Origin of the sequence: Botryobacter ruber, from assembly GCF_003347595.2 — a bacterium.
GTDB lineage: Bacteria > Bacteroidota > Bacteroidia > Cytophagales > Hymenobacteraceae > Pontibacter > Pontibacter ruber_A.
Genome location: NZ_QCZK02000029.1, coordinates 96,333 through 122,470 on the forward strand (window position 1 = coordinate 96,333; position 26,138 = coordinate 122,470).

Sequence of the window (26,138 nt, forward strand, 5' to 3'; positions counted from 1 at the left end):
GGTCGTTCATGGCCTGATAGTGCAACACAGGCTGTAGGTAGAGTTGTTCCTAAACACAGCCATATCCTCTTTCTAGATTATTTCAGCAACCAAAGCGAAATATGCGGTTTCGTTCACAATTGTAGCAGGTAAAAAAGCTAAACAACACCTTCATAAACGAGACCCCCTTTCTTACTTTCATAATGTTTACTCTGCTGGCAGGCGATATCTGTTAGAAATGGGGGTGTCTTAGAAATTAGTTATTAAAAATTTGATTTATATATTGAAGTCAAGGCTTTCTGAACCATACTTCCGGTACTATTTGTTTCTGATAATACGGGAAATAAAATATGCGGAATATCCACTGAAAGTGTAGCCTTTACCGTCAGATTTTTTACAAAGGCTGCTGTCTACGAATATTATTAAAGTGTGTTACGTTTGGAAGTAACAAATTTGTTTTATCTTAAACTTATGTTTGTTAGTTTTGCTATCTTTACTACTAAATAGATAATCCCTGTGGAATGTCTACTAAAGAATTTTGAATGTTTAATCGAAAGTGTATCCATTATTAGTATAATTTTTACTTAATGTAATGATTTTTTCAGTGTTTTTTAATATTTCTTTACAACTTCTCAATAGGGTAGCATTAATTGTGCTGCTCTACTTTTTTATTTCCCCAGTTCTTGCTCAAAATTCTACTATTAAATTTAATCATCTTTCCGTTGATGAAGGCCTGTCGCAGAGTACGGTTTTCTCCATCACAAAAGATAAGGATGGGTATATGTGGTTTGGTACCCGCGACGGATTAAATAAGTATGATGCCAGCAAGGTAAAAGTGTATAAAAATAATCCTGAGGATAGCACAAGTTTGTCTAATAATGCTATCATGAGTCTGCTGTCCGACTCTAAAGGTAATTTGTGGGTAGGCAGTAGTCTGGGTTTAAATCTTTATAATCCGGTAAAAGATAATTTTACCAGAATAAAATTAGATACTGGCCTACCGGCTTCTTTATCGGGAAATCACATCCTGACCATTTTTGAAGACCGATCTGCTAACATCTGGGTCGGAACCCGGGATGGGCTGGTGCTGATTTCAAAAGGTAACCTGAAGCAGCTTAAACGTTTTCAGCATGAGGATTCAGATAAAAACAGTCTTGTAAATAATGAGGTGCGCCAGGTTTTTCAGGATAAAGAAGGTATTATCTGGATAGGTACTTCTAATGGATTTTCGCGATTGACGTGCAAAGGTGCTGATAATTACCAGTTTACAAACTACTCCTTGTCGAAAGGAAATGCCGGTCACAAAAACTATAACTGGATAAATGCCATAGCGGAAGACGACAAGGGCATACTCTGGTTAGGGACAGAGAAAACAGGGCTTAAGTTTTTTAATAAGAAAGAAGGTAAGTTGCTGGCAGGACCAGGTTATCCGCACGAAGAGCTGAATTCAGGCAAAATAAGAGTTATCAGGCGGGATAAAGACAGCAATTTCTGGGTTGGGTCTATCGGCGGATTGTATGTTATTAACCAGAAAACGCAGCATGTTGTTAAACTCAACAGTAATACCCATAGCCAGGGAGCATTAAGCGACCACTCTATCCGCTCCATGTTCATCGATAATGAAGGGATTTACTGGGTGGGTACTTTCTATGGTGGTATAAATTATTATAGTCCGCTGGCAAAGCAGTTTGATCAAATCCGGTTGGATAGCTACGATCAGCAATCAAAATTCAAGGTAACCAGTAAGATCCTTACGGATGGCGACAGTAACGTCTGGATAAGTACCGAAGGAAGCGGTTTATACTACCTGGACAGAAAAGCAAATACCCTCACCAACTACAGGCACAGCGCTACCAACAGCAATTCCTTAAGCCATGATAATATCAAAACTATTATGATGGAGAAGGGGGGATTATGGATTGGTACATTGTACGGGCTGAATTATTTCGATATAGCCAGTAAAAAGTTTACGCATTACTTTCACCAGCCCGGCAATAAAAAAACGATTCCGGATGACATTTCCTACAGCATAAAAAGGGACAGCCAGGGAACACTTTGGGTGGCAACGTATAATGGTGGACTCAGCCGCTTTGATGAGCAGGCGAAAACTTTTCAGACGCTGGTTCATAACCCGAATGATCCTACTTCGCTGAGCTCAAATTCTATCACCTACATTTTTGAAGACTCCAATAAAACCCTGTGGTTTGGTACCACCAACGGATTAAACAGGAAAGAACCTGGTCGGGACAAGTTCAGACGCTACCTGAACAGCAAAAAAGAAGAACAGTCATTAAATGGAAACTATATCCTTTGTATCCATGAGGATAAGAAAAAGCGGTTATGGGTTAGTACCCAGAATGGCTTGAATCTTCTGAATCCAAAAACAGGCGATATCCGCCACTTTACCACTGCTGATGGCCTGCCGGATAACACTGTGTATGGAATTCTGGAAGATGACAGGGGGTATCTTTGGTTTAGTACCCAGAATGGTCTTACAAAGTTAGACCCTGATAATTTTACTTTCCAGAACTATAACAGGAATGATGGTCTCTTCAGTAAAGAGTTTAGCTTTAACTCCTTCCACAAGGATGAAAGGGGGTACATGTATTTTGGTGGGTTTAACGGTGTAGTTGTTTTCCATCCGGACAGTATCCAGATTAACACCAAAAAACCAAAACTGATATTTACACAACTGCGCCTGTATAACAAAGAAGTGCAGGTAAATGGCGAAGATGATATACTGCCGGCCTCTCTCGATAAAGTGAAAAAACTGAAGTTCCGGCACAACCAGAACATATTCTCTTTTGAATTTGCAGTCTTAAATTATATCAATTCCAATAAGAACCAGTATGCCTACCAGCTCGCCGGCTTCGATAAAGGCTGGAATTATGTAAAAGAACCCGTAGCTTCTTATATGAACCTGGAGCCCGGCGACTATACGCTTTTAATTAAGGGTTCAAATAACGATGGTATCTGGAGCGAAACCCAGGAACTGGCAATCACCATTCTGCCACCGCCCTGGAAAACGTGGTGGGCCTACACGTTGTATGCTGCTGCGTTTGTTGTTCTGTTGTTAGTATGGTCCGGAATCAATAAGACCAGGATTAAACTGACCCATCAGCTGGAATTAGAGCATCTGGAAAAGATGAGGCAGGAAGAACTGCATCAGACTAAGATTAACTTTTTTGCCAACATAGCCCATGAACTCAGAACGCCCTTAACGCTTATTGTAAGTCCAGTGCAACTAATGGCAGAAAAATACAGGAATGATACATTTTTACAAAGCCAGCTTAAGGTGGTTACTTCTAATACCGACAGACTGCTGCGTTTGCTGAATCAGTTACTGGACTTTAACAAGCAGGAAACCGGTAATATGCAGTTAAAGCGGGTAGACAAGGATATTGTAGGCTGGCTGAAGGAGATCAAGACTTCATTCCAGGAGCATGCCTGGCTTAATCATATCCAGTTGGACTTCCATTCCGATTATCAGCATATTCCGGCAAATTTCGATCCGGAAGAGTTGGAGAAAGTGTTTTATAATCTGATGTCCAACTCATTTAAGTTTACGGCCAATGGTGGTAGAATTGCTCTTGGCGTCAGTTTAGAAAGCAATCCGTTTGGTGTTGCAGCCAACAACTCCGAAAATATTGATTTCAGTGAGCCTTTGCTGAAGATAGTGGTAGAGGATAATGGTATTGGTATTTCTCCTGAGCATATAGACAAGATTTTTGACCGTTTCTACCAGGCCGAAAGCCCGGTAATGTCGGCAAGTGGTTTTGGTATCGGACTGGCCTTTTCTAAAGAAATTGTGCATCTGCATGGTGGTACCATCTCTGTCGAAAGCCAGGAAAGAAATAGTCAACAGCCAGGCTTTACCCGCTTTACAATTATACTGCCTGTTGTAAGCGCTCCTGTTACTGAAAGCCCTGAAACCGTTCAAGTGCCTGCTGTACAGGCTGTAGAGCAAAGCCCTGAGCAGGATTATTTTTACAAAGAGGTTTTTGAGAAAGAGTCAACCGAAAAGGCAGAAGCCTGCGAGCGAGTATCGGTATTAGTAGTAGAAGATAACACGGAGATCAGAAGCTATCTGAAAAACCTTTTATCGCCGCATTACCAGGTATTCGAAGCAACCGATGGAGAAGAGGGCTGGGAAATAGCAACCGAACAACTCCCGAACCTGATCATAAGTGATATTTCGATGCCCCGCATGGATGGACTGGAACTGACGAATAAGCTAAAGACGGATGAGCGTACTAACCATATTCCGGTTATCCTGCTTACCGCCCGCGGCACGATTATTCATCAGGTGGCAGGTTTGGAGAGAGGCGCTGATGAATATATGTGCAAGCCATTTAACATTCAGTTGCTTCTGTTAAAGGTTAAGAACCTGCTGGCTGTTCGTGAAAAGCTGAAAGAAAAGTACGGACGTATAGTAACGCTGCAGCCGCAGTACCAGGAAATTGAGAACCCGGACGATAAATTCCTGCAGCGCCTGATGCAGATTCTGGAAGCAAATATTTCTGATCCGGAGTTTAATGTGTCGGAACTGGTAAACCACATAGGCATGAGCCGGCCAGTGCTTTTCCGGAAAACAAAAATGCTGACAGGCTTATCTGTTATCGACCTGATCAGGTCGGTAAGGTTAAAAAAGGCCGAGATGTTATTAAGACAAAACAGGATGACGATATCGGAGGTGGCCTATGAGGTGGGTTATAATGATCCGAAGTACTTTAGCAAGCTATTCAGGAACCAGTACGGCAAAACGCCTACCGAATATGTAGAACTATCCAGAACAGATGGAGAGGCACAGCAACCGGAACTGACGGTTTAGGTGAAGACACAACCAGCAGGTAAGGGAGTGGTGGCAATGGCTGCAGAATAAATAACTCCCTTTGTGCCTGTTGAAACCAGGTGATGTTTTACCAGGAACCTGGTTGTATAAAATTTCCTGCAGCAGAGGGTATAGTGGCAGGAGCAGTATAAGTTGTAAGTGTCTTGCAGATTGTAAGCACCTGCCACCATACCCTCTGTTAAATGGAATAGCGAATGAAATGGGTACAATAGAGTTTAAAAGTAAGTTGGTGGGATAGGAACCCGAGGGGTAATAACAAACGGATTCCCGATCGGTTAAATATCAAATAACTCTTAAGTCTCCTGTTGTCTGCTGAAAATGAAGCCTGTATGTCTTCACATTTGCTGCCAATCTAACACAGCCTGTAGAACGTTGCAGATGACAACAATACCTCCTCAGGTTTCCTTTCCTGCTCTCGCTACAGTTTAGAGGGAGTTCATGTTGTCGGCAAATATGACAAGTGCAAGTACAAAGAAGACTGTTCCTGTCACAGTCCCTCCCAAGGATGAAATCTACCTGATATAAATAGCTCTACAGCTTGAGCATTTTGTTATCCGCTTACAATTATTTGTTAATGAAAATTACATGTTTAAACAATTGAATGCGCGAATTTACGCTGAAAAAGCCACTTTTTAAGTCAGAACTAATCTTCCTCTTTCTTGAACGAATCTGCTACCTGTTACCAAAGAGTTTCTTCCGAATTTTGGTGACCCAATAAAAAAACGAATAGGTATTTTATGAAAGATTTGATTAGAAGGACAAGGATTTTGGAGGGACTCCTTTTTACGTTGCTACTGGCGATTTTTATATTTTTAATAACATCCTGAATAATACCCCCCTGTGCCTACAGATTATTCCGATGCTTGACCCGATATTCTAATGCTGACAAAGAAAGCTGGTTAATAAAAAGAGGATATGAAGGTAAAAGCGGTTCGCAGGCTGGTAGGTTATGTTGATTGACGAAAACAGAAAGAAGTAAAACCAACTTAAACAGCTCAATAGAATTTAAATTAATATGGGAAAAACATTAACTCATTTTTTAGGCAAGCTTGGGTTACCCCCTTTGCTGTGTTGCCTTTGCCTGTCTGGTAATGCTAGTGGCCATTTAAATTTATACCAGGCACAGCCTGAGCTATTAAAAGCAGTTGAGAAAGAACTGCTGGCCATACATACTGCAGGCACAACCCCTGGAAACGCGGTGCCAGATAAGGTTTTAGCCGGACAGAATAATGAGGTAGTAACTGGTAGAGTAACCTCCGGAGGGGAGCCAATGCCAGGTGTCACCGTTATGCTAAAAGGTTCAAGTACGGGTGCCATTACCGATGGAGATGGAAAATACCAGATTACTGTACCTAATGGTAACGGTACTCTTGTGTTCTCTTTTATTGGTTATATTTCGCAGGAAGTTTCTGTTAACAATCGGTCTAGTGTAGATGTGTCGCTGGCTCTTGATGATAAAACACTGGGTGAAGTAGTGGTGGTTGGTTACGGTACAGAGAAGAAGCGCGATGTAACCGGCGCTATCTCTTCTATTAACGAGAAGGTAATTGAAGAGCGCCAGGCCGTAAACGTTTTTGAAGCCATGCAGGGTACTGCTGCTGGTGTTCAGGTGAGCAGTAACTCTGGTGCTCCAGGGTCCGAATTCAGCATCACCATCCGGGGAGCATCCTCTTTCAGCGATGCCGCCATCCAGCCATTGTTTATTGTAGATGGTATGATTGTGAATAGTATCGACGGTATTAACCCGAACGATATTAAGTCGATGGAAATCCTGAAAGATGGTGCCTCCGCTGCCATATATGGTTCACGCTCAGCTAATGGTGTTGTTATCATCACCACCAAAACCGGGGCAGAAGGCAAACCTAAAGTAGATGTGCGGTATTTGACCAGCTTCAGCAGGATTGCCAACACCGTGCCGCAGGTAAATAAATTTGAACGAGTTCTCAATCATTCCTCAACCAGGGGAACCGTGCTGGAGAAATACAATACAAACGCCGACTCGGTAGGACTGATAGCCAGCACCAGCAACGATTACCAGGACCTGCTTACCCGCACTGCTATCCGGCGTGATCTGGGCTTAAGCGTAAGCGGTGGTACCAACAACCTGAAGTACTTCACCAGCTTGAACTACATCGATGAGAATGGGGTAATCCTGACCAGCTACAACAAAAAAGCCACCATGCGTACCAACGTAGACTTTAAGGCTACCCCACGTCTTACATTTGGTTCGCGCCTGAGCTTAAGCGTTATGGAAACGAACAACATCAGCGAAGGCGATGTGCTGGGCTGGGCGTTAAAGCGCATTACAGATTACATAGTGTGGTATCCTGACGGCAGTCTGGCACCTGTTTATGCCATGGGTGGTCAGCGTAACCCTATCCAGGAAATTGAAGAGCGGAAAAGGCTGACTAACCGCTACGAAGGTAACTTTAACAACTACCTCGAATATAAACTGGCCGACTGGCTGCGCTTCAGAACAAGTGCTACGGGTAACCTGTACCTCAACCGCTTTAACGAATTCAGGGGCAAAGAACTTGACTCTAATGGCAACGAAGATCTGCGTCAGAGTGCAGGTATCGACAGAACATCTCTTAACTATACCGTCCTGAGCGACGCATACCTGTCTGCCGATAAAACGTTTGCAAATGATCACACAGTTACAGCCATGGTGGGTGGTAGTATCGAGAGCGGCAGGTTTGACAGGTTCCACTTTCAAGGAAATGACTTTGTTACCGAAAGTGGCCTGAGTACGATGAACCTGCTAACCTTACAGGCTTCCGGAAACCCGGATAATGGCTCCGGTACGTTTACATTTGCCGAAGATTATGCTATTGCAGGTTTGTTTAGCCGTGTGGGCTATAACTACAAAGGCAAGTATATTTTTAATGCAACAGCCCGTATGGACGGATCATCAAAATTTGGTCCTAACAACCGCTGGGGATTGTTCCCATCAGCCTCGGTTGGATGGAGATTCTCTGATGAAGGTTTCATGAGCTGGACAAATGATGTGCTGACTGATGGTAAATTGCGATATAGCTTAGGTACAAACGGTAACGACAGGCCTCTGTCTTATTACGAAGCTGAAACACGTTACACGGCCGGTAACTTTTATGGTGGTGTAAACGGTGTTAGTAGCGTGAACACCTATGGCAATCCTGATATTCGTTGGGAACAAACAAAGCAGTCTAACCTTGGCCTTGACCTGAGCTTCCTGAGCGGAAGAGTGAATTTTACGGGCGACTATTATGTTAAGACCACTTCTGACCTGATCGTGCCCATGAATTTGCCTACCCATACCGGGTATAATAACATGAAAGTAAACATGGCTTCTATCGAAAACAGAGGATTGGAGCTATCCGTTTCGGCATATCCCATAAAAGCCACTAAGAACTTCTCCTGGCAAACCAGCTTAAACTTGTCAAAAAACAGGAACAAGATTCTGGACCTGGCAAGAGAAGATTATGTGCAGAGCAACATCTGGTATGTAGCTGCCGGTATGCCAGCAGGCAACTTCTATGGCTACGAGGCTAATGGCATTTACCAATACGATGCCAGCAACGCCTACACAACCGACTATTCTGCCCGCCTTACGCCTGTAGTAAGCCGAGATGCACAAGGTAACGTTATTATCGGGCAGAACGGACAGCCAACTGTTGAGAGTTACCTGTTACCAAACGGGGAAGCTTATACTGGTGATGTAAAACAAATCAAAGTAAATGGGGTTGTGGCACGCGGCGGTGACGTAATCTGGTCGAACCTGCCAAACAGCGAAGGCGCCTACGATGATAAGATAGATGACGCTGACAGAAAGATATTAGGCAACGCTCAGCCTAAATGGGATCTGGGCTGGGGTAATAATGTCAAATACAAAAACTGGAATCTATCCTTTAACTTCTATGCCAGATGGGGCGGCACTATCTACAATAACTTCCTGCGCGGCTATACCTCCTGGGGTGGTAACCTGCACAACCAGCACCCGGATTATGTACGCACCGGCTGGAAATATCCTGGCCAAATTACCGACTGGTACTGGATTGGCAACGACAGGAACTACAACTATCGTGAACTGAGCAGCCTTTACCTCGAAGACGGTTCTTTTATCAGATTAAGAAACGTCAGGCTGACTTACCAGCTCAACAACAGCCTGGCTAACCGTATCTTTATGAATGCAGCAAATATTTATGTTTATGGTAACAACCTGCTTACCTGGACAAACTATTCCGGATTTGATCCTGAAATTGGTGGAGGGGTGCTCACGCCAGGTCGCGATGGTGCTACTTATCCACGCAAGCGAGAGATTGGTGTTGGAGTTAATTTAAATTTCTAATCTGGAAGTTAAATAGAATCACATGAAAAAGTTTTTAAAATCGATAGCTATAGCCTTACCTGTTGTTCTGATGGCAACGACAGGTTGTAAAGACTTCCTTGACAGAGAACCGCTTTCTGAGTTATCGCCTGGCACGTTTTTCGGAACAAAAGGCGATATGGCAACCTGGATGGCCGGGATGTATGATGAAACGCAGACTACCCTGATGGGCTCACAGATTGGAGCCCTGGAATGGGGAGATCTACGCTCCGATAATTACAACACGACCGGTTATGGCGATACCAGGGTATACATGAATGCAATTGATGCTTCTCAGTCGCAATACAACTGGGAGAACCTCTACCGGGTGATCGATCGGAGCAATGTAGCCATTGCCCGCTTCCCTAAAATCCCTAACCTGACGTCGTTCGATTACAACGATAACCTGGGGCAAAGCTACGGCATGCGCGCACTCATGTATTTCTATGCCATAAGAGTATGGGGCGAAGTTCCTTTGATAACCGAACCCTGGGATGGCAGCATCGCTAAGAGCCAGTTGGGAAGAGCACCCATGGAGGAAATAAAAAAACAAATTCAGTCCGATATAGACAAAGCCATTACCTTATTGTCTACTAACGTAACTGCTAACCGCAAATTTGTTTTTAACCTTGGAGCTGCCTACGCTTTAAAAACCGATGTGCACATGTGGTTTAAAGAGTACGATAAGGCTATCCTTGCTTCTAATTACTTCATTGGCAATTCAAACTATGCGCTGGTAACTAATAGTGCGGAATGGAAGGATATGTTTCTGAATCCAACGACGTCAAATGAAACTATTTTTACGCTTAACTGGTCAGACGACCTGATTGATGGCACCAACTCCTGGGCACAAAGAGTAGGCGCATCCAATACGAACAATGGATACCAAGTTTCAAAGGTTATCTTTGATGAGTTTGTAACCAGGCTACGTTCAGGTCAGGGGAAAGACGGGCGATTCTGGAATGTGCTGGATACGCTGAGAATGTCGGCCTCCACTGGTGGAACAGTGCCAATAGGATACAACCACTATTTCCCGAGTTCTACATACTCCGATGGTATCACTAAGAACCACAAGTTCAGTTCTCCTTCAACTGACCCGGCCAGGATGTGGCAAGCCTTATCAACTACCCTGAGCTTTGTGAAATTGCCGGTTTACCGTTTAGCAGATGTCCTGACATTAAGAGCCGAAGCACTTAATCAGGTAAATCGTGGAGATGAAGCTCTTACCATCGTCAATAACATCAGAAAAAGGGTAGGGTATATGGCAGATGCAAAAGCAGAGGTGAGCACGACAGACAAAGCTGCTATCGAAAATCTTATTCTGAAAGAACGCCAGCTGGAATTTATGGCTGAAGGTAAGCGTTGGTTCGACCTGCTGCGCACCGATAAAGTGATGGAGGTAATGGACCCCGTGATGCGCCAGCGCCAGGAAGCGGCCAATGTTGTTCCGATTGGGTTTGGTGATCCACGCAGAGCAAAATTCCCTATCTACTACAAGGAGTTTGAGGCAAATCCAGCCTTAAAAGGAAAGCAAAATCCGCCCTATACAGAAGGTTAGTCCGTTAAAAAAAACATTTAAAATGAAAGCTATAAAGAGATTAATCATAGCTGCCCTTGCGCCTGTATTCCTGTTAACAGGATGTGAACTGGCTGGGCTTGAGCTACAACAAAAGTACGATTATGACAAGAATGCCGGCATGTTAAGCAATGAGCTTAACATGACGGTGTGGGAGTTTGTTAATTCCAGGCCTGACCTTTTCAGTACGTTTATCGAAGCGGTGAAGCATGCCGGTCTGGAAGGTATGTATAATCAGCCAAACAGCACGTATCTTGTACTTACGAACGCGGCCTTTAATACGGCAGTAACCGGCTATTTAAACAGGAACCCGTTGCCGAACCCGAATTATGATCCCAACGATCCTTCCACTGGTCAGCCAACAGCTCCGGCTTTCAGTATCGATCAGCTGCCTAAGGAAAAGGTAAAGCAAATGCTGCTGTATCATATTGTGAAAGGAACATGGAGCTGGAACAATTTGCCTCCGGTGCCCACCTGGTACGATACCAATGCCGCAGCCGATACGGCTAAAGTAAACCTGTACCTGATGAAGAACGACCGCTCGCCAACTATTGGTTTTAACAGCTTCCCCACGCATTATGAGCCGGTAGTAAGAGCCCGCACCACCAATTTAAAAGCGAAGAATGGCTCTTTTGTACATGTGATGGATTTTTATCTGGAGTATCCTACCAGAGTGGCTTTACAGGAAAAATAGGCTAACGTTAACCTGATTAAAATGAAAAATATTAAATTATTTACCCTGTTTCTTCTTGCCAGCCTGCTTTTTAGCGGGTGCCAGAAGGAAGATTTTGTTGAAATTGACTCCCTGAGCGCTATGGGCGATGAGTTTTTCTTTGGCCAGAAAGTGAAGGTGTGGATGGCGGTAAAAACAAGCGACCTTCCGGCTGCGCGCTATACCTGGAGCTGTGAAGGCGGCAGATTAACGCAGCCACAAACCCTGGACGAGAACACCTGGCAAGCTCCCCGTGCAGCAGGTACTTATAAGATTTCCTGTACCGTGGATGTAAACGGCGTTAAACAGACCAGAACCCGCGAAATGTATGTGTCGTCATACTTCTTCGAAAAATTTGAGCGGACATCACAAAACTCCTTTACCTTTAACAGCAGTGCCAACTCTCTGAAAGAAGGCCGTCTGGAGGTAAGGGTAAGCTCTGCTACTGCCACCAAAGGCTATATTCAGCGTGCTTTCGGCGATGCAGATCTCAAGGTGCCTTTCAGTACACAAATGGAATCTGCCATCATGTCCAATTTTCCGGCTAATCCTATAACCATAGGCTCCAGTAAAGCTGAAAACACGCTCTGGCACGAATGGCTGCTAAACCGTGATCCGGACAAGGAGGATAATCTCTTTATAGATAACATCCGCTTTGAGTGGTATCCTGTAGGAAGAGCAACGGCCGGTTTACCTGTTGATCCTAACGGACAGCCATACAATGGGCATTTCAGAATACAGCAACGCAACGTAACTACTAACGGAACATCACTTGTCAATGTATATGTAAACCATCCGGCACTGAACTTTGCGCTGAACCAGTATAAAAAAGTTTCCATGACACTTGATGCGAATTATACGGCCCACGTGTATGTAGACGGAACCGAAGTGCTGAAAACTGATGCCATTAAAGACTGGAGAGCCACCAACAACAGCAAGGATGATATTTACCTGAACCAGTGGCGTTTCAACTACGTGAGCAACAGCGGCCAAGCGCCCATCTACAGAGTAGACAATGCTTACACAACAACTGACGGTACAATTTTAAAATAGGGTTTTACCTGTTACTTGTCAGTTAAAACTGAGCCGGCTGGTGCCTCTGGGGTTAATAAGCTTCAAACGCGTCAGCCGGTTTCTTTTGTGCTCTCCCTTTACTAAAAATGATAATGCAGCTGAACAATAATTTTCTGTCAGCATGAAGCAGGAGCAAAGGGAGTGGTGACTGGTGCAGCATAAAGACACATGCTAAGCGCATGTTCTGCTTGTGCCGGAGGTATACTGCCAGAGAAAATACCACTCCAATACCTGAAAAAGTTTGCTGCTCCAGCCACCACTCCCTTTGCTCCTGCCTACTGTTCTTTCCGGGTGATCAGAAAAATGTACTATTTGGAAAAAGACATTGATGATCAGGTAGTAATTGAATGTGAAAAAATAGCAAAGTATGGAATTGCTGAAAATACATTGTTTTATTCATTGTAGAAGCGTTCTTTCAGCTTAAATGAACGATTATTACCCCCTTGTACAATCTTTATTAATTAAAATTGCTTCTGTAATCGAGCGAATAAGTGTGTTTGTAAATTAATATTTAACTGGGTCCGGATTGATTAAGATGAATAGGCTGTATAATTTCTTTTTTGTTTTTGTTCTTTTCGTTTCGTACCAGCAGAGCCAGGCGCAGAATGCTGAGCTGAAGGTACGACTAAACAAAGGCTGGCAATATGTGAAAGGTGATTTGGGTGGCGTTTGGGAAGCCGTACGTCCGGTAAAAGAAGGTAACCCGGAGAGTGTGCCGGCTTGGGAGCAGGTAACCTTGCCACATAGTTTTAACGCCAAAGATGCCGTAGACCCCGATGTAAACTACTACCAGGGCCCCGGCTGGTACCGCACTGACCTGAACATCAGCAACCCCCATAAAAATGGTCGCACGCTGCTCCACTTCGAAGGGGCTGGCCAGAAAACAGATGTATACGTTTATACCACCAAAGTAGGCAGCCATGTGGGTGGCTACGACGAGTGGACCATTGATATAACAGAGGCCGTAGAAGCCTTTAAAAAAACAGCTGCCTTCAGGGAGCAGTACAAGGGCCAGGTGCCCTTGTCCATCCGCTGTGACAATTCCCGCGACCTGGAACTGATTCCTTCCGACCTGTCGGACTTTAACCTGTACGGCGGCATTTACCGTTACCTGAACCTGGTGTACGTGCCGGCTGTTTCGGTAGACAAAATATTTGCAGCAGCGCAGGTAGATAAGAAAGGAGCTGCAGGGCAACTGGATGTGCGGGCGAGGCTGTACAATCCTGCCAATGCCAAAGCAGCCGATGTAGAGGTGCGGGTGTTTGACCCCAAAGGCAAAGCCGTAGCACAGCACAAAACCCGCCTCACCGACTTCTCAGGGAGTAACTCCTTCTGGAGCACCAGCATTAAAAAACCGCAGCTCTGGTCACCAACCACACCTGCTTTGTATACCGTAGAAGTGCGCCTGCACACGCCCGAAGGTACACACCTGCAGCGGGAGAAAATAGGATTCCGCCACTTTGAGTTCGAAGAGAAAGGACCTTTCCTGCTGAACGGCAAGCGCCTGTTGCTGCGGGGCACACACCGCCACGAAGACCATGCCGGAGTAGCTTCCGCTATGACCGAAAACCAGATTCGCACCGAGATGAAAATGATGAAGGAGATGGGCGTAAACTTTATCCGCCTGGGCCACTACCAGCAGTCGCGCATTGTGCTGGAGCAGTGCGACAGCCTGGGCATCCTGGTGTGGGAAGAAATTCCGTGGTGCCGTGGCGGCCTGGGGGGCGATGTATACAAGCAGCAGGCCCGCCGCATGCTTACCAACATGATTGAGCAGCACTACAACCACCCGTCGGTTATCATCTGGGGCCTGGGCAACGAGAACGACTGGCCCGGTGACTTCTCCGAGTTCGACAAAGAGAAAATCCGCGCTTTCATGAAAGAGCTGAACGACCTGTCGCATAAGCTGGACATCTCCCGCAAAACCGCCATCCGTCGCTGCGATTTCTGTAAAGATATTGTAGATGTGTATTCGCCCTCCATCTGGGCCGGCTGGTACCGCGGCGTCTACACCGAGTACAAGCAGGTATCGGAAGAAGAGATGAACAAGGTAAAACACTTCCTGCACGTAGAATGGGGCGGCGACAGCCACGCCCGCCGTCATTCTGAAAACCCGGACAATGCCCTGGCGAAAGTAGAACGTGGGGTAGGAGCTGACGAGCGTGCCGGCGATGCTTCGCTTTTCGGCGGTAGCGCACGCGTGTCGAAAGACGGTGACTGGAGCGAAAGCTATATCGCCAACCTGATAGACTGGCACCTGAAAGAGCAGGAAACCATGCCTTGGCTGACAGGCGCTGCCTACTGGCCCTTCAAGGATTTCTCCACACCGGTGCGACCCGACAACCCTGTTCCTTACATGAACCAGAAAGGCGTGATAGAGCGGGACTTCACCAGGAAGGAAGCCTACTACATTTTCCAGTCTTACTGGACCGACCAGCCGATGGCGCACATTTACGGGCACTCCTGGCCGGTACGCTGGGGCGATGCCGGTGAGGATAAAATGGTGAAAGTATACTCTAACTGCGACGAGGCGGAGCTGTTTGTGAACGGCAAAAGCTACGGCAAGCGCAAGCGCGACAGCCAGGATTTCCCGGCAGCCGGTCTGCGCTGGATGGTGCCTTTCAACGCCGGAAGCAACCAGATAAAAGTAGTCGCCCGCAAAGGAAAAACAGTAGTAACGGACCAGATAGAGCAGGAGTACCAGACCGCCAAATGGGGTAAGCCTGCCAGAATGGTGCTGGAGAAGATAAGCCAGGAAGATAATGTGGCAACGGTACAGGTAAAAGTGCTGGACGATAAGAATATTCAATGCCTCGATGCCCGTGAATATGTAAACTTCGGCCACATCGGAGACGGGGAATTAATCGACAACCAGGGAACCTCAACAGGAGCCCGTAAAGTGCAGCTGTACAATGGCCGCGCCATTATCCGGGTAGATACCAAAGGCGGTAAAAATGTAATCAGTGTGAAGTCTGATGGCTTGCCAACTTCCATGCTTAACTTAAACGGAAACGGATATGAGTAAACTGAAGCCATTCCTTCTTCTCTTCTGCTGCGTATGGAGCTGGTCTGTTTTTGCCCAAAGTAAAAAGCAGGACGCCACGCTCAAGCTCTGGTACGACAGCCCCGCTGAGAACTGGAACGAAGCATTGCCTATAGGTAACGGTCGTCTGGGTGCGATGGTATTCGGGCAGCCGGGAGCCGAGCAATTGCAGCTGAACGAGGAGACGGTGTGGTCAGGAGGTCCTAACAGCAACATCACTGCCGAATCAGGAGCAGCTGTCCCAGAACTGCGGAAACTGCTGTTCGAGGGCAAGTTCCTGGAAGCGCAGGCGCTGGCCGATGTGGAGATGATGCCGAAGAAAAACAGCGGCATGGTGTACCAGACGGTAGGCGACCTGTTCCTGAAATTCGACGGGCACGAGAACGCCAAAAACTACTACCGCGACCTGAACATCGAAAAAGCTGTGGCTACGGTAAGCTACCAGGTAGACGGGGTGAATTACAAGCGCGAAATCTTTTCGTCCTTCCCCGACCAAGTGCTGGTGGTGCGGCTGACGGCAGACAAGCCGGGAAAAATTTCCTTTGAGGCTTCCCTGGCAAGTCCGCAGAATAGCGACATCAGAACAGAAAATTCAAAGCTGGTGCTTTCCGGCATCACCGCCGACCACGAAGGGGAGAAGGGGCAGGTAAAGTTCGAGGCGCAGGTAAAAGCACTGGCAGAGGGTGGGAAGGTAACTACAGCAGATAAAACCCTGCAGATAAAGAACGCAGATGCTGCTACGGTTTATGTGTCTATTGCCACGAATTACAAAAACTACAAGGATATTTCTGCTGTACCGGCCACCATTGCCTCTGCTCATTTAGAGAAAGCCCTGAAGCAAAAATACAGCACTGCCCTGGCTGCCCACATAGCAGCCTACCAGAAATATTTTAACCGGGTGAAGCTGAATTTAGGTGTAACGGAGGCAGTGAATGCACCAACAGACGAGCGAATCTATAATTTTGCGAAAGCCAACGACCCGCACCTGGCGGCCCTGTACTTCCAGTTCGGACGTTACCTGCTCATTTCCAGTTCGCAGCCGGGCACGCAGCCGCCCAACCTGCAGGGCATCTGGAACGACAAAATGCTTCCGCCCTGGGACAGTAAGTACACCATCAACATCAATACCGAGATGAACTACTGGCCGGCAGAAGTCACCAACCTATCGGAGCTGCATGAGCCGCTGTTTAAGATGCTGAAAGATTTAGCCGTAACGGGCCGCGAAACGGCAAAGACGATGTACGGCGCCGATGGCTGGGTAACACACCACAACACCGACCTCTGGCGTATTACCGGTCCGGTAGACCGTCCGTACGCGGGTTTGTGGCCGATGGGCGGCAACTGGCTGAGCCAGCACCTGTGGGATCACTACCAGTTCACCGGCGATAAAAAGTTTCTGAAGGAGTATTACCCGGTGCTGAAGGAAGCCTGCGAATTTTACCTGGATGTGCTGCAGGAAGAGCCTGTGCACAAGTGGCTGGTGGTGGCGCCTTCCAATTCTCCCGAAAATACTTATGTGGAGGGAAAGCGTGTTTCCATTGCGGCCGGTACTACCATGGACAACCAGCTGCTCTTCGACCTGTTCACCAAAACCACGAAGGCAGCCGAAATCCTGAACACCGACCAGGCTTTCCGGAAAACACTGCTGGCAACACGCGAGCGCCTGGCGCCGATGCAGATTGGCAAGCACAGCCAGCTGCAGGAGTGGATGCACGATTCGGACCGTCCGGATGACAAGCACCGGCACGTGTCGCACCTGTACGGGCTCTATCCGAGTAACCAGATATCTCCAACGCGCACGCCGGAACTGTTCGATGCAGCCCGCACCTCATTGCTCCACCGCGGCGACCCAGCCACCGGCTGGTCGATGGGCTGGAAAGTAAACCTGTGGGCCCGGTTCCTGGATGGTAACCACGCCTACAAACTCATCACCGATCAGCTGAAATTAGTCGGCGGCCGCCAGGACGATGTCAGCACGAAAGGCGGAGGAACTTACCCGAACATGCTGGACGCGCATCCGCCTTTCCAGATTGATGGTAACTTTGGATGTACCGCCGGTATTGCCGAAATGCTGGTGCAGTCGCACGATGGCGCCATCCACATCCTTCCCGCCCTGCCCGATAACTGGGCCGATGGTGAAGTGAGTGGCCTGGTAACACGGGGTGGATTTGAGATAGCAGTTACCTGGAAGAACAGGCAGATCAGCCAACTGCAAGTAACATCTAAATTGGGAGGAAACTGCCGCTTACGCCTTCATGAGGATGTGACGAAGCTAAACGGGTCAGTAAAGCTAACAGAAGCTAAAGGCAGCAATCCGAATCCGTTTTTTGAAGTACCTGAAGTGAAAGCCCCTGTTATTTCACCGGCAGCAAAATTGAATCCTGTTGCAGTGAAGCCTTCGAAAGAGGTGGAGTTTAATACGACAGCAGGTAAAACATATACTTTTAAACTTTAAGATAATTAACTCCAGCTATGGCTAAGTTTAATTTCCTGTTTTTACTTTTCTGGTTAGCAGCCACCAGGCTGTCGGCTCAGCAGGGTAAAAGCAACTCAGATTTAAAATTGTGGTACGACAAACCGGCTTTTGCCTGGGAAGAAGCCTTACCTTTGGGTAATGGCAAAACCGGGGCAATGGTATTCGGCAGAGTAAACAAAGAACTGTACCAACTCAACGACAACACCCTCTGGTCAGGTGCTCCCGTACCGGGCAACAACCCGAACGGACAGGAGCTGTTGCCCCAGGTGCGTCAGGCTGTGTTTGCAGGTGACTACGAAAAAGCAGCGGCTCTCTGGAAAAAGATGCAGGGCCCTTATTCTGCCCGCTATTTACCGTTGGCCGACCTGAGTCTGAACTTCGGCTTGAAAGATTCTGCCGCCACTTCCTACCACCGTGAGCTAGACCTGAACAACGCTATCAGCACGGTAACTTATAAAGCAGGCGGCATCACCTACAAGCGCGAAACCCTGACCAGCTTTCCGGACCAGGTGCTGGTGATACGCATAACAGCCGATAAAAAGAAAGCGATTAACCTGAACACCGCCCTCTCCAGCAAACTCCGGTTTGCTACTGCAGCACCAGGACAAAACCAGCTGGTGCTGAAAGGCAAAGCGCCGAAATACATCGCGCACCGCAACACCGAGCCAAAGCAGGTGGAGTACGACGAAAACCCGAATGGCGAGGGCATGACTTTCGAAGTGCACGTGCAGGTAAAAGCAGAAGGCGGTACCACCAAAGCCGTAAGGAATAACATTCAGGTGAACGGGGCAGATGCCGTTACGATTTACCTGACGGAAGGCACCAGCTTTAACGGGTTCGACAAATCACCTGGGCTGCAAGGCAAAGACCCTTCAGTAGAGCCAAAGGCTAACATGAAGAAAGCGGTTGCCAAATCTTACGAGCAAATTAAAGCAGCCCATGTTAAAGATTACCAGCAGCTGTTTAACCGCGTGGACTTTAAGTTGCAGACTGACCCTGCGCTTGTCAAACTGCCTACCGATGAGCGGCTGAAGCGCCAGGGGGCAGAGGGACGCGACAACGGCTTACAGGTGCTGTACTACCAGTTCGGCCGCTACCTGCTGATTGCCAGCTCACGCCCCGGTGCACCGGCAACCAACCTGCAAGGCATCTGGAACCACCATGTGCAGCCGCCCTGGGGCAGTAACTACACCGTGAACATCAACACCGAAATGAACTACTGGCTGGCCGAGAATACGAACCTCTCCGAATTGCACCAGCCGCTCTTTGACTTTATCGGGAACCTGGCCGTAAACGGAGCCCAGACAGCCAGGACAAATTACAACATCCAGGAAGGTTGGACCCTGCACCACAACTCCGACATCTGGGCCAAAACCTCCCCAACCGGCGGCTACGACTGGGACCCGAAAGGAGCAGCGCGCTGGGCCTGCTGGCCAATGGGTGGCGCCTGGCTGAGTACGCACCTGTGGGAGCACTACCTGTACACTGCCGATAAAAAGTTCCTGCAGGAAAAAGGCTATCCGCTTATGAAAGGAGCTGCGCAATTCCTGCTCAACTGGCTGGTGGAAGATGAAAACGGCTACCTGGTTACCAATCCGTCTACTTCACCTGAAAACGTATTCAGGCTGAATGGAAAGGATTATGAAATCAGCATGGCGACTACCATGGACATGGCCATTATCCGAGAGCTGTTCACCGGTTGCATAGAGGCGGCCAAGGTACTGGGAACAGATAAGGAATTTATGACACGCCTGGAGCAGGCAAAAGCAAAGCTGTATCCGTACCACATCGGCCAGTACGGGCAGCTGCAGGAGTGGTTTAAAGACTGGGACAACCCCAAAGACAGCCACCGGCATTTGTCGCACCTGTTCGGCCTGCACCCGGGCAACCACATCACGGTAAGCACCACGCCCGAACTGGCAGCCGCCGCCAAGCAATCCCTGATTCACCGGGGTGATGTGAGCACAGGCTGGTCCATGGCCTGGAAGATAAACTGGTGGGCGCGCCTGCATGATGGCAACCATGCCTTGAAAATTCTGAAAGAAGGCTTAACTTATATCGACCCCACCGAATCGAAAGAGCAGATGGGCGGGGGCGGCACCTATCCAAACCTGTTCGATGCGCACCCGCCTTTCCAGATAGATGGTAACTTCGGTGCCACAGCTGGCATGACGGAGATGCTGCTGCAAAGCCACGACGGGCGCGTAAGCGTATTGCCGGCATTGCCCAAAGACTGGTCAACCGGTTCCATCAGAGGCATCAAAGCCCGAGGCAATTTCCAGGTTGATATGGACTGGAAAGACGGTAAGCTGACGCAGGCGAAAATACTTTCAGGCTCCGGCGGAAAATTAAGACTCCACACCCTCACACCGGTTAAAGTAGTGGAGGTGAAAGCACAGCAGGCACAGGGGCCGAACAACAGTGTGTTAACCAAAACACCGGAAGTTCCGGCTTACAAAAACAACAGCAAAGTTCCTTTGCAGCCGCTGAATACGGAACAAGGGTATGTTGTTGATATCGAAACAGAAAAAGGAAAAACTTATACCATACTGGCTAATTAACGAATCAAACTGTTGCATAATCATATGAACTATTTCAAGTTATTATTCTTATTTATCGCACTCTGGACTGGCACAACCCTTGTGCAGGCGCAGGGATTCAACTGGCAGGAAGTAGAGCCGGGCGTATGGAAAGGCGTAGTTGGCAAACCGGAAAGCTACGACCTGTTAAAAGCATCAGGCGCTACTCCTAACAAAGCAGGTTTAGCCAACATCGGAAAAGCAGATTTTCCGCTGCCGCAGTCCGAAATTTCAGCAGTGGTACGTGACGGTAAAACCTACCTGCGTTTCCCGCTGGAGAAAAAAGAACAACTTTACGGTTTCGGGCTGAACTTCCAGACCGTACACCAGCGAGGCAAGATATTACAACTGCACGTAGACCACTACGGCGGCAAAGACAATGGCCGTACACACGCGCCAGTGCCTTTCTATGTATCGTCTAACGGCTATGGCGTATTCGTAAACTCCGCCCGTTACCTGAATGTGTATGCCGGTTCCGGTGTAAGAGTAGACAGCAAGAATCCGCCGGTTGCCAAAGACCGCAATACCGACAAAAGCTGGACTTCACGCCCTTATTCCGATGCTGTAGAAATTCTGGTACCTGCTGAGGGTGTGGAAGTATACGTATTTGGCGGTCCGCGCCCGCTGGATGCCGTGAAGCGCTATAACCTGTTCAATGGAGGTGGCTATCTTCCGCCGCGCTGGGGCCTGGGCTTTACGCAGCGTGTACGTACGCTTTATAACGAAGAACAGGTAAAAGAGGAAGCTAAGTTATTTGCTGACAAAGGTTACCCGCTGGACTTCATCGGACTGGAGCCGGGCTGGCAGAGCAAAGCCTATCCCTGCACTTTCGAATGGGACAAAGGCCGCTTCCCGGACCCTGCCCGTTTTGTAAAAGACATGAAAAACGTGGGCATCCGGGTGAACCTCTGGACCAATCCCTATGTGTCTCCCGAAGCCTCTATCTTCAAGTCCATCAAACCTTTTACCGGTTCGCATTCGGTATGGGTGGGCGCAGTGCCGGACCTGACCATGCCGGAGGCTCAGAAAATATTCTGGAATCAGTTTGAGAAGGACCATGTGAACATCGGTGTGAGCGGCTATAAAATTGACGAAGTAGATGGCTACGACCATTACCTGTGGCCGGATATTGCGACTTTCCCATCAGGCATCAGTGCCGAACAGATGCGCCAGACTTACGGGCTGCTGGTACAGAAGCAAAGTGCCGAGCTGTTCAAAAAGAACAATACCCGTACGTTTGGCCTGGTGAGAGCTTCTAACGGAGGCGGTACTTCTTTCCCTTACGTTATCTACAACGATTACTACAACCACGAAGACTTCATTACCGCCCTTATCAACAGCGGCTTTGCCGGCGTGCTCTGGACTCCGGAAGTACGTGCCTCCAAAACAGGAGAAGAATGGCTGCGCCGCTTCCAGTCGAACGTGTTCTCGCCTATGGCAATGATTAATGCCTGGGCCAGCGGCACCAAGCCCTGGACCTATCCGGAAGTAGCAGACCAGGTAAAGGAAATGGCGCTGCTCCGCATGCAGATGATGCCGTACTGGTACACCGAGTTTGCCAAATATCATTTCGAAGGAACACCACCTTTCCGTGCCATGAACCTGGAAGATGGTTTCATGATGGAAAACAAACAGGAAGTGGCCTATGCCAGCAACGTTAACCTGGAAGAAAACCCTTATGCTGAAGCTGTTGCCAAAGAAGTGAAAGACCAGTACATGGCCGGCGAATACCTGCTGGTGGCGCCTATGTTTGCAGGACAAACCACTCGTAAAGTTATCCTTCCGAAAGGCCGCTGGTACGATTTCTACACAGGTGAATTCGTAGGAGATGGCCAGGTGCTGACCGTAACGCCTGGGCTGGATAAGATTCCGGTGTATGTAAAAGATGGCGGTATTATCCCGATGATGCCACCAATGCTGCACGCTCCGAAAGCAGGAGAGAAGGTAAACCTCGAAATCCGTCATTACGGCGAGAAGCCCGGAACTTATAAATTGTATGACGACGATGGCGAAACCTTCGATTACGAAAAAGGAAAATTCTCCTGGCGCGAAGTGAAAGTGGAACGTCAGAAGAACGGAAAAATGAAAGGTACCATCGCTAAAGCACAGGCCGGCAAGCCCAACAATTTTGAGAATGTGACCTGGAAGTTCATGACCCAAAAATAAGCGCAGGCTCTCTTGTCATAACAGCTTGACGGGATTTAAAATCCCGTCTTAACGGAGCCGTCGGGTTTGCAATCCGACTCATTACAAAAAGCTTTTTGAATTTCAATTCAAGCTAAATGAAAGTAAAAGTTTTTCTTTTAATTCTGGTGTTCTTTATGGCTGGCGCAGCAACCTCCTGGTCTGCTGGTCCAGCCAAACAGGACAAAAAGCTGACACGACAGGCCATTCAGGTACTGCGGGAGCACGTGCTGTCACAGGCCGAGTGGGCCCTGAAGGAGCAGCCAGTAACCGTAACCAGCAGCGCATCGTCCCGCAGTTCCGGTACCAAACATGACTTTTTTTCAGAAGGCGATTACTGGTGGCCAGACCCGCAGAACCCGGAGGGGCCCTACATCCAGCGCGACGGCATGACGAATCCCGAGAACTTTGTGGCGCACCGCCTGGCCATGATACGGTTCAGCCGCATTGTGGGAGCCCTGGCCTCCGCCTACAAAATTACCGGCGACGAAAAATACGTGCGCCACGCGCTGGTCCATCTGAAGGCCTGGTTCACCGACCCTGCTACCCGCATGAACCCATCGCTGCTGTATGCGCAGGCCATCCAGGGCAGGCACACGGGCAGGGGCATCGGCATCATCGATACTATTCACCTAATGGAAGTGGCCCAGGGCGTGCTGGTGATGCAAAAAGCAAAAGCGTTTAACCAACAGGACCTGGCGGGAATTAAAAATTGGTTCGCGGATTACCTAACGTGGCTGACCACCCACCAGTACGGCAAAGACGAAATGAACGCCACCAACAACCACGGTACCTGCTGGGTGATGCAGGTGGCTTCTTTTGCCAAACTCACCGGTAACGAGGAACTGCTGCAATTCTGCCGGGAACGCTACAAAACGGTTCTGCTGCCAAACCAGATGGCCCAGGACGGCAGCTTCCCACAGGAAATTCGCCGCACAAAACCATATGGTTATTCGCTGTTCAACCTTGATGCCATGACCATGGTATGCCACATCCTGTCGGACAAAAAAGAGAACCTGTGGGAGTACCAGACCGCCGATGGGCGCTCCATTAAAAAAGCAATCGAGTACCTGTACCCTTACACCGCAGAGAAAAGCAAATGGCCTTTCCAGCAGGATGTGATGTACTGGGAAAACTGGCCGGTGGCACACCCTTTCCTGGTGCTGGGCGCCGTGCAGTTCTCGCAAAAAGACTGGCTCAAAACCTGGCAGGCACTGGAGCATAACCCGGAAGTGGAGGAGGTAGTGCGGAATTTACCGGTACGTAATCCGGTGATTTGGCTGAACTAAAAGAACGCTGGCGCGGGCGTCCTCGCCCGTGTCTACTATTTCGCGGCCTCTGGCCGCCGTGAACCAGCAGAAGTGTTACCAATTACAAAATCTTTACCCCAGCCTAACAGCTAAAACGAAGTAGAAAATGAACCAAAAGAATCACACTTTTTTGAACACTCTGCTGCTATCCGTACTGCTGTTAGTTAGTGCGCCAGTCTGGGCACAGGTAGCCGGCGACGAAGACGCCAACATGTTCAACCAGGCGAAAGCCCGTGACCAGAAAGCCATAGACGAAGCGGTAAACGGCTGGAATGCCGAAGCCATGAAAACGCACGACAGCCGCATCCAGTGGTGGCGCGATGCCAAATTCGGCATGTTCATCCACTGGGGTGTCTACTCCCTGCCCGGCGGCGAGTACAAAGGCAAGAAGGTGAGCGGCTATGCGGAGCACCTGATGCGTAAAGAGAAGATAACGCGTGCCGATTACCTGGAGTTGGCGAGTCAGTTCAACCCGGTAAAGTTCAATGCCGAAGAGTGGGTAAAAGCAGCGCAGCAGGCGGGTATGAAATATTTTATCGTAACGGCCAAGCACCACGACGGCTTTGCCATGTACGACTCCAAAGTTTCAGATTTCGACATCATCGACAAAACGCCTTTCAAGCGTGACCCCATGGCTGAGCTGGCAGCAGCCTGCCGCAAACACGGCATGAAGTTCGGTTTCTATTACTCCCACGCCTTCGACTGGGAACATCCCGATGCACCCGGCAACGATTGGGAATACAAAAATCCAGGTGGCGATTTGCTGCTGCACGGTGGCGCCAACTGGTTCGATGCTTCGCCACACCTGCTGCCCAAGGCCGTGAAATATGTAAATGAAAAAGCCATTCCGCAGATTCATGAATTGATAACGAAATACCAGCCGGACATTCTCTGGTTTGATACGCCACATAAACTGCCGCTCTCGGAGAACCTCCGGATTCTGAAGTTCATCCGCGAAACAGCGCCTAATGTGGTGGTAAACGGAAGGCTGGCCCGCAGCGGCTCCTACATGTTCGGAGATTACAAAAACACCGCCGACCGCCCCGCCGAGTTCTACCCGGTTGAAGGCGATTGGGAAGCGATACCAACGACAAATGAATCGTACGGGTACTCGAAATTTGATTTGAGCCACAAACCAGCCAGCTTTTTTATTCAGCTATTGGCTAAATCAGCATCACGTGGCGGAAACCTGCTCATGAACATTGGACCAAAAGGCGACGGCGCTTTTGATGAGAAAGACAAAGAAATACTGAAGCGCATCGGGGATTGGACAAAGAAAAACGGCGCCAGTGTTTACCAGGTAAAAGCATCGCCGTTGCCGCTGCAAAGCTGGGGCGTTACCACCCAAAAAGATAACAAGCTGTACCTGCACGTGTTCAACTGGCCAGCCGGTGGCAAAGTGGTAGTAGGTGGCCTGAAGGGGAAAATTACAAAAGCTTATCTGCTAACCGATGCCGGTAAAAAAGGACTGGCGGTTTCAAAAGTAAATGCTTCGGATGTAGCGGTGCAGGGGCCGGTAAAGGCGCCTGATGCAAGTAACACGGTTATCGTGTTGGAAACCAGCGGGGAAATTGAAGCAGACCCGGTACGGCTTTTAGCAAGCAAGAGCCAGAACGACCTGCTGGCGTTCGATGCGCTGCTCAACGGGAAAGGCTTTGGTTTTGGCGACGGCAAAACCAACCGCTATTACGTGCAGGGCTGGAAGTCGAAAGAGCAGTCGGTTATCTGGAAGTTCCGGTTAAACGAACCGGCCACTTATAAACTGGTGCTAAAGTACGCCGGCTCTCCGGATGCGGAAGGCAGTTACCAGGTGCGGGTAGGGGATTTCCGGATGCAGGAGCAGATTCCGGCTAACCAGAAAAACGGGGAGCTGATTACAAAGGAACTGGGAACGGTGAAGCTCGACAAAGGCACCCATGAACTGAAAATCAATCCGCTTGAAATAAAAAAAGCAGAATTAATGAAGCTGCTCGAAGTAGAATTAATACCGGTCACAACCAGGAAATAA

The 26,138-nt window shown here is 48.3% G+C and carries 11 protein-coding genes; all 11 read left to right on the forward strand.

What is annotated here, in order from left to right; all coding sequences use genetic code 11:
* Positions 1-571 precede the first annotated feature (571 nt).
* The 11 genes from DCW36_RS08420 to DCW36_RS08470 all read left to right on the forward strand — a co-directional run bounded on the left by DCW36_RS08420 (position 572) and on the right by DCW36_RS08470 (position 26,138).
* Entirely contained in the window at positions 572-4,810 is a 4,239-nt protein-coding gene (locus DCW36_RS08420; protein ID WP_114781889.1) for a hybrid sensor histidine kinase/response regulator transcription factor, read from the forward strand.
* 1,036 nt (positions 4,811-5,846) lie between these two features.
* On the forward strand, positions 5,847-9,158 hold the full coding sequence (locus tag DCW36_RS08425) for a SusC/RagA family TonB-linked outer membrane protein (protein ID WP_114781890.1): 3,312 nt from the start codon (positions 5,847-5,849) through the stop codon (positions 9,156-9,158).
* A 22-nt stretch (positions 9,159-9,180) separates the two neighbouring features.
* Positions 9,181-10,734: a RagB/SusD family nutrient uptake outer membrane protein gene (locus tag DCW36_RS08430; protein WP_114781891.1), complete on the forward strand. Its 1,554-nt coding sequence runs from the start codon at positions 9,181-9,183 to the stop codon at positions 10,732-10,734.
* Between the two features lie 22 nt (positions 10,735-10,756).
* Positions 10,757-11,446: a fasciclin domain-containing protein gene (locus DCW36_RS08435; protein WP_114781892.1), complete on the forward strand. Its 690-nt coding sequence runs from the start codon at positions 10,757-10,759 to the stop codon at positions 11,444-11,446.
* 21 nt (positions 11,447-11,467) lie between these two features.
* Positions 11,468-12,517 (forward strand): hypothetical protein, encoded by a 1,050-nt coding sequence (locus tag DCW36_RS08440; protein WP_114781893.1) that lies wholly within the window; start codon positions 11,468-11,470, stop codon positions 12,515-12,517.
* A gap of 556 nt (positions 12,518-13,073) precedes the next feature.
* Positions 13,074-15,563, forward strand: a complete 2,490-nt coding sequence (locus DCW36_RS08445; protein ID WP_114781895.1) for a glycoside hydrolase family 2 protein — start codon at positions 13,074-13,076, stop codon at positions 15,561-15,563.
* A complete protein-coding gene (locus DCW36_RS08450; RefSeq protein ID WP_114781896.1) occupies positions 15,556-18,036 on the forward strand; it encodes a glycoside hydrolase family 95 protein in 2,481 nt (826 codons plus the stop codon). Before DCW36_RS08445 ends, DCW36_RS08450 begins: the two co-directional genes overlap by 8 nt.
* A 17-nt stretch (positions 18,037-18,053) precedes the next feature.
* On the forward strand, positions 18,054-20,618 hold the full coding sequence (locus DCW36_RS08455) for a glycoside hydrolase family 95 protein (protein ID WP_114781897.1): 2,565 nt from the start codon (positions 18,054-18,056) through the stop codon (positions 20,616-20,618).
* Between the two features lie 24 nt (positions 20,619-20,642).
* Positions 20,643-22,802 (forward strand): glycoside hydrolase family 31 protein, encoded by a 2,160-nt coding sequence (locus DCW36_RS08460; protein WP_114781898.1) that lies wholly within the window; start codon positions 20,643-20,645, stop codon positions 22,800-22,802.
* A gap of 116 nt (positions 22,803-22,918) precedes the next feature.
* Entirely contained in the window at positions 22,919-24,109 is a 1,191-nt protein-coding gene (locus tag DCW36_RS08465; protein WP_240676098.1) for an alginate lyase family protein, read from the forward strand.
* Positions 24,110-24,260: 151 nt separating this feature from the next.
* Positions 24,261-26,138: an alpha-L-fucosidase gene (locus DCW36_RS08470; RefSeq protein ID WP_205702897.1), complete on the forward strand. Its 1,878-nt coding sequence runs from the start codon at positions 24,261-24,263 to the stop codon at positions 26,136-26,138.